The 12,125-nt window shown below is 75.5% G+C and carries 2 protein-coding genes; both read right to left on the reverse strand.

Annotated elements, in window-relative coordinates:
* Nucleotides 1-68 precede the first annotated feature (68 nt).
* A complete protein-coding gene (locus GIS00_RS28660; RefSeq protein WP_154769376.1) occupies nt 69-8,510 on the reverse strand; it encodes a type I polyketide synthase in 8,442 nt (2,813 codons plus the stop codon).
* The gene (locus GIS00_RS15520) at nt 8,507-12,124 is read right to left on the reverse strand and encodes an SDR family NAD(P)-dependent oxidoreductase (RefSeq protein WP_154769377.1); all 3,618 of its coding nucleotides are present in this window, start codon (nt 12,122-12,124) and stop codon (nt 8,507-8,509) included. The genes GIS00_RS28660 and GIS00_RS15520 overlap by 4 nt, the downstream gene beginning before the upstream one ends.
* Nucleotide 12,125: the final 1 nt, after the last annotated feature.

Below are 12,125 nucleotides of genomic sequence, written 5' to 3' on the forward strand. Positions count from 1 at the left end.
GGCGGCATGTGGCGCGCCGGCGGGCGGACCGGCACCGGGTGGCACCGCAACCCGCGCGCGAAAAGTGGTCATGCATCCTCCCGGGCCCGGCGGCGGGCGGAGGCCTGCAGGCCGGACCGGCGCAGCTGTGCGCGGACCGTGGAGGATCCGCCCTCGGCCTCCTGATCACCCCCGGCACTCCCGTCCCCACCGGACCCGGCCAGGTCCGCGGGATCCAGCGCAGCGGCCCCGACGGCGAGCGCGAGCGTCGCCACGGTAGGAGCTTCGTAGAGGATGTGCGGAGGCAGGTCGTCCAGCTGCTGGTGCTCCCGGACCGCGGCGACGATCCCGACCCCGAGCAGCGAGTTCCCGCCGAGCTCGAAGAAGTTGTCCAGCACCCCGACCTGTTCCAGATGCAAGGCCTCGCACCAGGTCCGGGCGATGAACAGCTCGAGGTCCCCGACCGGCTCCTGGTACGGCGTGAGCAGGTCGGGACGCGGGTGGCGGGGTCCGGTCGGCCGGCGCCCACCACCGGTGCCGGCCACCGCCTCGACGGTGAACAGTCGGCTGCCGGTGGTCAACGTGGTGGCGTCCTGGCTGCAGACCACCACCCGCGGTTCCCCGGTGGCCAACGCTCGCGCAGCGGCGCGCAGGCCTGCGGCGACCCCGATGCCGATCCGCGCGCGGTTGTCGACGAAGAACTGCTGCACCGCCGGGTCGTACCCGGCGAGCCCGTCCTCCCAGGCGTTGTCGGTCCACTCGCCCCAGTCGATGGCCAGCACCCGGCGTCCCGGCGCGTTCCACTGCAGGGCGCGGCTGCCCAGCACCGCGTTCCCCGCCGCGTAGTCGTACTGGCCGGGTCCGCCTCCGGTGAAGGCCGCGATCGAGGAGAACAGCACCAGGTGGTCCAACCGGATCTCGTCGGGCCCGCCGATCCGGAGCGCCTCGGCCAGAGCGCGCAGACCGGTGACCTTCGGGTCGGCGGCGGCACCGGCCTGGTCCGGTTCCTTGTAGAGCACCAGCCCGCGACCGGCGGTGCCCGCCATGTGCCACACCCCGTCCAGCCGGCCGTACCGCTGCTGCGCGGTCTCCACGGCCCGGCGAACTGCCGCGGTGTCGGTGACATCACCGACCACCACCTCGACCTCGGACCCGGCCGCGAGGATCTCCGCGCAGCCCGCCAACCGGCGGCGCAGCCCCGGGTCGGTCGAGGGGTCGGCCAGCAGGGCGGCCCACGCGGACCGCTCCGGCAGCGGGCGCCGGGCCAGCAGCACGAAGGTGCACGGCGCCTGCCCGGCCAGTTCGCGGGCCACCTGCAGGGCCAGGGTGCCCAGACCACCGGTGATCAGGTAGCAGCCGCCGGCCCGGGCGATCGGGCCGCCGTTGTCGGCGAGCGCTGTTCCCGCAGTTGCAGTTCCAATTGCAGTTCCAGTCGCCGTTGCAGTCGCAGCGGCGGTGGCACCGCCAGGAGCAGCGGCACCGGCAGGACCCGGAGCACCAGCAGTGGCCGGCAGCGTGCGGAAACCCGGGACGAACCGGCGACCACCGCGCAGCACCACCACCGGGTCGTCACCGGCGCCGGCCAGTTCGGCCGCCAGCGCCGCGTCCGTCCGCGGGTCGGCGGGGCCGGCGATGTCGGGGAGATCGATCCAGCTGACCTGCAGACCCGGGAACTCCAGCGGCAGCACCAGCGCCGGGCCGGCGGCCGACGCCGCCTCCGGATCGGTGACGGGCTCGCCGGCGACGGACTGCGCGCCGTGCGTGAGGATCTCGAGGCGCCAGTCCCGCCAGCCGCTCTCGCCGGCGGCGCGGGCCAGCGCCGCCGCCACGCCCAGCAGCGCCGCGGGCGAGCGGTCCACCACCAGGGTGACCCGGTCCGGCAACGCGTCCGCGTCCCGCCACTCCCGGACCAGCTGCCGGGCCCGTTCCAGGTCGGCGCCCAGGCGGACCGGGGCCCCTGCGGCACCGTCCATTCCGGGGACGGCGGGAGTGCCGGCGCTGCAGGGGGTGTCGAGCACGACGCGACGCAGCGGACGGCCGGCCGCCGGCGGTGGCGGCGTCGGGTCGAAGACCGGGAGCTGCAGCCAGTCCTTCTCCTCGAGCACCGGCAGCGCGCCGATCACCTCCAGCAGGTTCTCGCTCGTCGGCGCGGCCGGGACTGCCCCGGACCCGCCGCCGGCGGACATGGACCGGGTGCGGTCCAGCCAGTACCGCCGGCGCTGGAACGCATAGGTGGGCAAGGGGACCCGGTGCGGCTGCGCGTCGGCCTGCAGCGGCGCCGGACCGGACCGGCCGGCAACCGCCGTCCAGTCGAGATCCACGCCGAGCAGCCACATCCGGGCCAGTGCGTCGGCCACCGTGCGGTCCGCCGGTGCGGGCTCGGCGGCGCCGGGCAGGGTCGGCAGCACCTGACCCCAGCGGTCCGGCGGGAGCGCGGCCCGCAGCAGCGCCCCCAGCGACTGGCCGGCCCCGATCTCGACCACTGCGGCCTGGCTGTCGGTGGCGTCCCGGACCAGGACCGCGGTCTGGTCGGCGAACCGGACGGTGCCGCACATGTGCCGCGCCCAGTACCCGGGGTCGGCGACCAGTCCGGCGGTCGCCGGTCCGCCGGTGACGTTGGAGGTGTACGGGATCTGCGGGGCGGACGGGGTGATGTTCCCGGCCACCCACTCGGTCAGCGCGGCGGCGACCGGCTCCAGCATCCGGCTGTGGAAGGCGTGCGTGGTCGCGAGGGCCCGGGCCGCGATCCCGGCCCGGCGCAGCTCCGCCTGGTAGGCCTCGGCGGCCTCGACCGGGCCGGCGACGACCGTGACCCCCGGTCCGTTGAGCGCAGCGATGTCCAGACCGAAGGCTGCCGGGTCGCAGCGCTCCGCCAACTCGGCCTCGCCGAGCCCCACGGCCACCATCGCACCGCCGGGCAGCCCGGCGATCAGCCGCGCCCGGTGGGCCACCAACCGGACGGCCTCCGGCAGCGTGAGCACGCCCGACAGTGCGGCCGCCACGTACTCGCCCAGGCTGTACCCGACCATCCCGACGGGTTCGACACCCCAGTCCATCAGCGTGCGGGCCAGGGCCCACTCCGCGGCGAACACCAGCGGCTGCACCAGCTCGGTCCGGGCCAGCTCCCGGCTGCGGGCATCCGGCTCCGGCGCACGACCGAGCATCGCGGCCAGCCCACCGCCGGCATCCGGCCGGGCACCGCAGAGCAGGTCACGCAGGTCGACACCGGTCGCCTGCTCCTCCCCGGCCAGCAGGCCGAGCACCTCGTCCAGCCGGGCCGCGAAGGCCGGCTCGCGGCGGGCGAGCTCGCCGACCATGCCCGGGTACTGCTCGCCGACCCCGTCCAGCAGCAGGGCCACCGGCCGGCCGCGCAGCGCCTCCGCGCGGCGCAGCAGGCCGTCCCCGCCGGCGAAGGCCGCGGACGCCGACAGCAGGTCGCCCGCCACCACCACCGCCCGGTGCTCGAAGACCGTCCGGCCGGTCTGCAGGGTGTACGCCACGTCGGCCGGGGCGAGGACGTGGCTGCCGAGGTGATCCGCCATCCGGGTCAGCCCGTCGTCCATCGCCGGCCCGGTCCTGGCCGACACGGGCAGGACGTGGAAGCGCCGGTCGCGCAACGGATCCGGCAGCACGAGCGGCCGGACCGGTGGTTCCTGCACCACCACGTGGACGTTGGTCCCGCCCATCCCGAGCGAGTTCAGCCCGGCGATCCGCGGTCGATCGCCCGCCGCCCAGGCGGTCTGCGTATCGACCACCCGGAAGGGCCCGGCCGCGAAGTCGATCTCCGGATTGGGCGCGGTGTAGTGCAGGGTGGCCGGCAGGTGTCCCTCCCGCACCGCCAACGCCGTCTTGATCAGACCGGTGGCGCCCGCGGCGCGGTCCAGGTGCCCGACATTGGTCTTCACCGAACCGATCCCGCAGGATCCCGGGTCGCCGGCGGCACCCGTCGCGGCGAATGCCATCGTCAGTGCCGCCACCTCGATCGGGTCGCCGAGTTCGGTGCCCGTCCCGTGCGCCTCGACGTACCCGACGTCGGCGCCGCGCACCCCCGCGTCCGCGAGCGCGTCCGCGACCACCCGCGCCTGGCCGACCACACTCGGCGCGGTGAAGCCGACCTTGCGCGACCCGTCGTTGTTCATCGCCGAACCCCTGATCACGGCGGTGATGTCGTCGCCGTCGCGCAGGGCAGCATCCAGCCGCTTGAGGACCACGACCGCGGCGCCGTCACCGAACATGCTCCCCCGGGCCGCGGCGTCGAAGGCCCGTACGTGCCCGTCCGGCGACTCCTGGCCGCCCGGGGCGAAGTGGTGCCCCACCCGGTCCGGGGTGCGGATCGACACCCCGCCGGCCAGGGCCATCTCGCAGTCCCCGGCGCGCAGTGCCTGCACGGCCAGGTGGGTGGCGACCAAGGAGGTCGAGCAGAACGTCTGCACCGCGACGCTCGGCCCGCGCAGGTCGAACAGGTAGCTGACGTTCGTGGTGAGCGCGTCCTTCTCGTTGCCCATGATGATCTCGTAGGTGCTCACGTCGCCACCGGTGAACACCTCGTCCGGCATGTGCAGGAGGTAGGTCGAGAGGTTGCAGCCGCCGTAGACGCCGACCCGCGGCCGGTGCTCGGGCGCCCCGTACCCGGCGGATTCCAGTGCCTCCCAGCACACCTCGAGGAAGATGCGCTGCTGGGGGTCGGTGAGCGCCGCCATCCGCGGGCTGAGGCCGAAGAACGCGGCGTCGAACCCGGCGACGTCGTCCAGCACCGGGCGGGCCGGGACGTAGCCGGGGGCGGTGAACTCGGCCTCCGGCACCCCGGCGGCGCGCAGCTCGTCCTGGTCGAAGAAGCTGATCGACTCGTCGCCGGCACACAGGTTGCGCCAGAAGGCGGCGACGTCCGCGGCTCCGGGGAAACGGCCTGCCATACCGATGATGGCGATGTGCCGGTCGGTGTCCTCGACCGTCCCCGGGATCCCGAGCGGCGGGACCGGGAGTGCCGGGCCGACCGGTGCGGGTGCACCCGGGATCCCGGCCTGACGTGGTGCGGGAGCCGGCGGAGACAGGACCGGGACGACGGCGGTCGCGTTGGCGCCGTCGAGCACCTCGGCGAGACCCTGCACGGTCGGCGACTCGAACAGCCGCACGGTCGGCACGGTGACCCCGTACTCCCGCCCGAGCAGGGTGAGCATCTGCAGTGCCAGCAGCGAGTTGCCGGACAGGTCGAAGAAGTTGTCGCGCAACCCGACCGGCTCCACACCGAGTACGGCGGACCAGATCTCGGCGACCCGTCGCTGGATGGCCGTCCGCGGCGGCAGGTACGGCTGCGGCAGGTCCGGGCGCGGGACCCGTGGTCCGTCGAGGACCGGCATCGGTACCAGGTCCGCGCCCGGTCCCACCGTCCCGGACAGCCGGTCCGTCAGTCCGCCGGCGACCACCGCGGTCACCGACCGTCCGCCGGCCAGCACCGCGTCGAGCGCGGCGAGCGCACGGTCGGTCGCCATGGCGTGGACCCGCATACCGGCGCCGACCGGACCGCCGTCGTCGGCCGGCAGGGTGTCGGCCCAGGTGTCCCAGAGCACGGTGGACCAGCGGGTGCCGGCCGGGGCGGTGCTGCCCACGGCGACCAGCGCGGCGTTGGCCGCCGCGTAGCTGCCGAACGCGATGCCGCCGAGGATCGCCGAGGTCGAGGAGAACGTCAGGCAGAAGTCCGGCCGCCCGGACTCCGGCCGGTCGGCCACGGCGGCCGCCAGTGCCCGCGCGCCGTCCAGCTTCGCGCCGAGATGGGCGGCCACGCAGTCGTCGTCGAGCATCCCGAGCGGCCGGAAGGTCTCCCGCCGGGTGTCCGCGGCGGCGTGCAGCACACCGGCGACCCCGTCCAGCAGCCGACCCAGCAGCGCCGGGTCGCGGACGTCGCCGCGCACCGCCTCCACCATCACGTCCCGCGCGCGCCACGCCTCGATCGCCTGCGTCGCTGCGGGTCCCGGCTCCGATCTGCCCAGCAGGACCAGCCGGCCGGCGCCCGCCTCGACCAGGTGGTCCGCCAGCCGCAGCCCGAGCGGACCCAGTCCACCGGTGACGAGGTAGGCGGCACCGGCACGGATCGCGCTGCCGACAGCACCTTCGGGGGCGTCGGCGTGATCGGCGCCGACCGGGCTCCCCGAGCGGTGACCGGCCGGAACCGGCTGCCAGTCCGGCACCAGCAGCCGACCGTCCCGCCAGGCACCGAGCGGTACCGACATCGCGGCCGGGAAGTGTTCCGCGACAGTGTGTTCGACGGCCGGTGTCGTCTCGGGAGCGACGCGACCGACGGTGGCCGGCAGATCGAGGACGGCCGTCCGCAGCCCCGGGTACTCGGCACGGGCCGCGGTCAGCAGCCCGGCCAGTCCGGCCGCCCCGGGGTCGGCCGGCTCCCCGGACACGCTCTGCCCACCGCGGGTCAGCAACAGGTAGCCCTGTCCGCCGGCACCGGACGCACCCAGCCGATCGACGGTCGCGGCCACCGGGGCGATCGCCGACGCCAGGTCGGCGACCGGGCCGGCGGCGAACCGGAGGTCGACCACCGTGCCCGCCGGCGGCGGGCCGTCCGGGTCGATGCCGGACAGCTCCGTCACCTCCAGGCCGGCCGCACCGAGGGCGAGCGCGCAGGGTCCCGTGAGTGCGGGATCACCGAGCAGGAACCAGGTCCCGGACCCCGGCGGTGCCGCGTCCGACCATTCGCTCCACACCGGCATCACCAGCTCGACCGGAACGGGTCCTGCCGGGGCCGGATCCGGCAGGGCCGTCGCGGACGGAGCGGCCGGGCCCGCGGCCGGCGGATCGACCCACCAGCGGCGGCGGTCCAGCGGGTGACCCGGCACGGACACCTTGCGCGGTGCGTCCGTCGGCAGCTCGACGGCCCAGTCGATCGACTCCCCCTGCAGCCAGCGGAGTCCCAGGGCCGGGAGCGGTCCGGCCGCGGAGGCCCCGGTGAGCAGGGCACCCGACCGCAGCGCGGCGACAGCGGCGGACCGGTCGGTGACCACCAGCGCACGGCGATGGGTGAACTCCTTGCGACCCACCCGGAGGGTGTGGGCCACCGCGTCGAGCGGCGTCGTGTCCCGCTCCAGCAGGTCGGCCAGATCGCGGGTCAGCCGGTCCGCGGCCTCGGCGGTGCGGCCGGACCAGACGAGCAGCTGCGCGGCCGGTGCCGGGTGCGGCGCCACCGGTACCGGCGGCGCCTCCTCCAGCACCACATGTGCGTTGGTGCCGCCGATCCCGAAGGCGCTCACGCCGGCGTAACGCGGCTGCTCCGACCGTGGCCAGTCGGTCCGCTGCGTGACCACCGAGATCGCCGCGGTACCGAGCGCCAGCTGCGGGTTCGGGGTGCGCAGGTTACGGGTGGCCGGGATGACGCCGTGGTGCAGCGAGAGCGCCGTCTTGATCAGCCCGGTCACCCCGGCCGCGCGGTCGAGGTGACCCACATTGGTCTTGACCGATCCCACCCGGACCTCGGTACCTGCGAAGACCTGTTGCAGGGCTGCGATCTCGGCCGCGTCGCCGAGTGCCGTCCCGGTGCCGTGCGCCTCGACGTAGCCGATCTGTCCGGGGGTCACGTCGGCCGCGGCGAGTGCCTCGCCGATGACCGCGGCCTGCCCGGCCGGCCCGGGAGCGGTGAACCCCACCTTGTGCCCGCCGTCGTTGTTGACCGCCCAGCCGCGCAGGACCGCGTAGACCCGGTCGCCGTCGGCCAGCGCGTCGGACAGCCGGCGCAGCGCCACCACCGCGACGCCGCCGCCCAGCGGCGCACCGGCACCGTCGGCGTCGAAGGCCCGGCACTCCCCGTCCGGCGGCAGGATCCCGCCGGGCTGGTAGTGGTAGCCGACCCGGTGCGGGACCGACACCGCCGCACCCCCGGCCAGGGCCAGGTCGCACTCGAAGGCGGCCAGCGACGACGCCGCCGCGCAGACGGCGACGAGCGAGGTGCTGCAGTAGCTCTGGATGCCGTAGGCGGGGCCGGTCAGCCCTAGCACGTGGGCGACCCGCAGCACCAGCGAGTCCTTGTCGTTGGCCAGGCCGAGGGCGAGTTCGCCGACCACGTCACCGAGGCCGGCCGGGCCCAGGTTGTTCTGCAGGTACGTCGAGTAGGCGCTGCCGCCGAACACCCCGATCGCGCCGTCGAAACGGTCCGGGTCGCACCCGGCGTCCTCCAGTGCCCGCCACGAGTGCTCCAGGAACAACCGGTGCTGCGGATCGAGGATCTGCGCCTCCGCCGGTCCGAACCCGAAGAAGCCGGCGTCGAACAGGTCCACGCCGTCCAGCACCGCACCCGCGCGGACGTAGGCCGGGTCGGCCAGTCGCTCCGCCGGCACCCCGGCCGCCAGCAGATCCTGTTCGGAGAACCGGGTGATCCCCGACTCCCCCGCCAGCAACCGCTCCCACAGCCGACCGGCGTCCGCGGCCCCGGGGAACATCCCGGAGAGTCCGACCAGTGCGATGTCGCCGTCCGACACCGTAGGTGCAGCAGGTGATGTCGGATCGGCGGTGTGGTGTCCCGGAACGCTCACAGGGCCTCCTCGTTGCGGGCCACCCGGGCCCGGCGTCGTCGCGCGCCACGGGCGGCGCTGCCGGCCAGCAGGGCGGCGGCCGGTTCCGCCGCGCCACCTCCGGGCCCGCCGAGTGCGGCCGCGAACTCGGCCACCGTCGGGTGCTGGTAGAGCGCGGCCGGTGGGATCGGCCGGTCCAGTCGCAGCTCCAGTTCCCGCACCATGGCGGCACCGACCAGCGAGTTGCCACCGAGATCGAAGAACGGGTCACGGATCCCGACGGCGTCGATGCCGAGGAACTCGCCCCACACGTCCGCGACGATGCTCTGCAGGCTCTCCGGCCCGCCGGTGGGCGGGGCGTAGGCGACGCGGAGGTCCGGGCGCGGGAACCGTGGTCGGGCCGCGGCTGCCGCCCTGGCCGCGGCGGTGAGCGCATCCAGGTCCAGCAGGGCGGTGAAGGACTGCTCCGCCTCCTGCAGGGACTGCCGGAGCGCCAGCACCGGACCATCGGTGCCGTGCAGCTGCAGCAGCAGGTCGCAGCCGTCGGCGGCGCCGAAACCGAACCGGCGGCGGTACGCGGTGGCCTGCTCGGCCAACGGGCCACCGGCCCGCTGCTGCCAGTCGTCGTGCTGCCAGGGCGCCCATCCGACCGACAGGACCCGCAGGCCCGGCCGGGCCTCGTCGGCCCACGCGGCCGCAGCGGCGTCCAGGGCCGTGTTGGCGGCGCAGTAGTCGCCCTCGCCGAGACCGCCGAAAGCGGTGACCGCCGAGGAGTAGAGCACCACCGTCCGCAGCGCCGGCGAGCTGTCGATCAGCTCCGAGACCACCTCGAGCGGAGCCAGTTTCGGCAGCAGCACGGCACGGGACCGCACCGCGTCCGACGCCTGGGCCATGCCACCGGCCGGCACCCCGGCGGCGTGCACCAGGACCTCCGGGGCACCCAGTTCCGCCGTGCAGGCCGCGACGGCCGCTCGCAGCTGTCGCGGGTCGGCGGCGTCCGCCACCAGCACCCGGACCGTTGCGCCCGCGGCAGTGAGATCATCGACCAGTTCGGCACTGTCGGTCGTCCCGCGGGACAGCAGGGCGATCCGGCGCACCCCGTCGGCCACCAGCCGCCGGGCCAGCAGCGCACCCAGACCGCGGGTGCCGCCGGTGATCAGGTGGACCCCGTCCGTCGGCCACGGCAGGGTCTCCGGCTCCAGCAGTTCCGCCCACTCCGGCCGGTGCCGGCGCCCGGCCCTTCGGGCGACGACCTCGGGCCGGGGCGGCAGGGTCAGTTCGGCCAGGAGCGCCGCGGCGCAGTCCGCCACGTCCGCCCGGGGATCGAGATCGATGCCGGACCAGGACATCCCGGCGTACTCGTGGCGGACGGAGCGACCCAGGCCGTGGGCCGCGGCGGTGAGCGGGGCGCGCGCATCGCCCCCGGTGACCAGCTGCGCGCCACAGGTGACCGTCAGCAGGCGGGCCGGGCCACCGGCGGCACCGAGGGCCTGGACGGCGGCGAGGGTGTCGTCGAAGGCGAACGGCAGCGCCGCGGCGGGGTCCCACCGGGCACCGGGCGCGACCGCTCCGACCGACGACAGCTGCACCAGCTGCACCGGGCCGGCGGCGAGTGCGACGGCCTCGCGGACCGCCTCCGCGGCGGTCAGCCCGTCGGTCACCGTCAGCACCGGATGGCCGAGCGCGATCAGTTCCGCCGCCAGTGCGGTGGCGATGCCGAGCGCGTCGGGCACCAGCAGCACCGGCCCGGGGACCTCACCCGGGGTTGCGGTGCGGTCCACCCGCCAGGTGGGCCGGAAACTGCGGTTCCCGGGTGCGGCCGACCTGCCGCCCTCCGCCGTCCCGGCGGAGGGCGTGCCCGCACCTTCCCGTTCCGGCCAGAACCGCAGCCGGTGGAACGGGTGCGGCGGCAGCGGCACCAGGGACCCGTCGACACCGTCCGGGAGGGCGCGCACGGTGGTGTCGCCGGCCTCGAAGGGATGGGCGGCGGCCGGGTCACCGGTACGGACCGGCGTCCGCTGCGCCGCCGACCGCAACGCCGCGACCGGATCGGCGCCCGCCGCGACCGGCACCGCGATCCGGTGGTCGAGCCGGGCCCGTCCGACCGCCAGGGTGTGCGCGACGTCGACCAGGGCCGGTGCGCCGTCGGACCCGAGCAGATCGGCGAGCGCAGTGAGCTGGGCGGTGACCGCCGCCGGGGTCGACCCGGAGACCAGCAGGTCCACGGCCGGCGCCGGATCGCCTTCCCCGGCCGCCGGGTTCCCGCTCCCGGTGCCCGGCGACAGCACGACATGGGCGTTGGTGCCGGACCAACCGAACGAGCTCACCCCGGCCCAGGCCTCCGGATCCAGCGGCCCGCCGGTGACCGCCGGGGCGACGCTCCCGTCGGCCGGGACGGCGGTTGCCGGTGCGCCGGTGACCAGGTTCGCCGGGTAGCGGCCGTGCTCCAGCGTGAGGACCGTCTTGACCAGGCCGGCGACCCCCGCGGCGGCCTGGGTGTGGCCGAGGTTGGTCTTCACCGCCCCGACCGGGAGCGGGCCGGAGCCCCGGCGGCCGAACACGTCGTGCAGCGCGCCCAGCTCGATGGCGTCGCCCAGCGACGTCCCGGAACCGTGCGCCTCCAGGTAGCCGATGCGGTCCGCGGTCGTGCCGGCGTCGGCGAGCGCCCGGCGGATCACGTCGACCTGGGCGCCCCGGTTCGGGGCGGTCAGCCCGTTGGACCGGCCGTCCTGGCCGATGGCGCTGCCCCGCACCACGGCGCGCACCCGGTGACCGGCGGACCGGGCGTCGTCCAGCCGCTCGAGTACGACCAGCCCCCCGCCCTCACCGAGCACGTAGCCGTCGGCGTCCGCGCCGAAGGTCTTGCAGGCGCCGTCCGGGGCGAGCATCCGGGTCACGCAGCCCTGGATGTAGGGGTCGGAGTGGAGGATCAGGTAGACGCCGGCCACGATCGCCCGGTCGCACTCGCCGCGACGCAGGGCCTGCACCGCGAGATGCACCCCGACCAACGACGACGAGCAGGCGGTGTCCAGGGTGACCGCCGGTCCTCGCAGGTCGAACTGGTAGGCGATCCGGCCGGCCACCACGCTGGACGAGACCCCCTGCCCGAACTGCGGATCCGCCAGGATGCCGAACCCGGTGCGCTCGGTCTCGACCCTGGCGTACTGCACCGGGTCCATGAAGCCGACGAACACCGCGGTCCGGCTGCCGGCCACCTCGGCGGGCGGCAGCCCGGCGTCCTCCAGACCGCGCCACACCAGCTCCATCAGCAGCCGGTGCTGCGGGTCGGTCCGCAGCGCCTCGTGCGGGGCCATCCCGAAGTGGGCGGCGTCGAAGCCGGCCACGTCGTCCAGGAAGCTGCCGTGGCGCGCGTAGACACGGCGGTCCGCGAGCTCCTCCGCGGACAGGTCGAACCGGTCCTCCGGAATCTCCCGCACGCCGGATCCGCTGCGGGACAGCAGGTCCCAGTACCCGGCCGGGTCGTCGGCACCGCCGGGGAAGCGGCAGGCGAGTCCGGTCACCGCCACCGGCGCACCGGCCAACCGGGACTCCAGCTCCGCCACCCGTTGCCGCGCCGCGGTCAGGTCGACGGCGGCGCGCTTGAGATAGCTGCGCAGTTCCTCGGCGGTGGCCATC

Source organism: Nakamurella alba (genome assembly GCF_009707545.1).
Taxonomy (GTDB): Bacteria; Actinomycetota; Actinomycetes; order Mycobacteriales; family Nakamurellaceae; genus Nakamurella; species Nakamurella alba.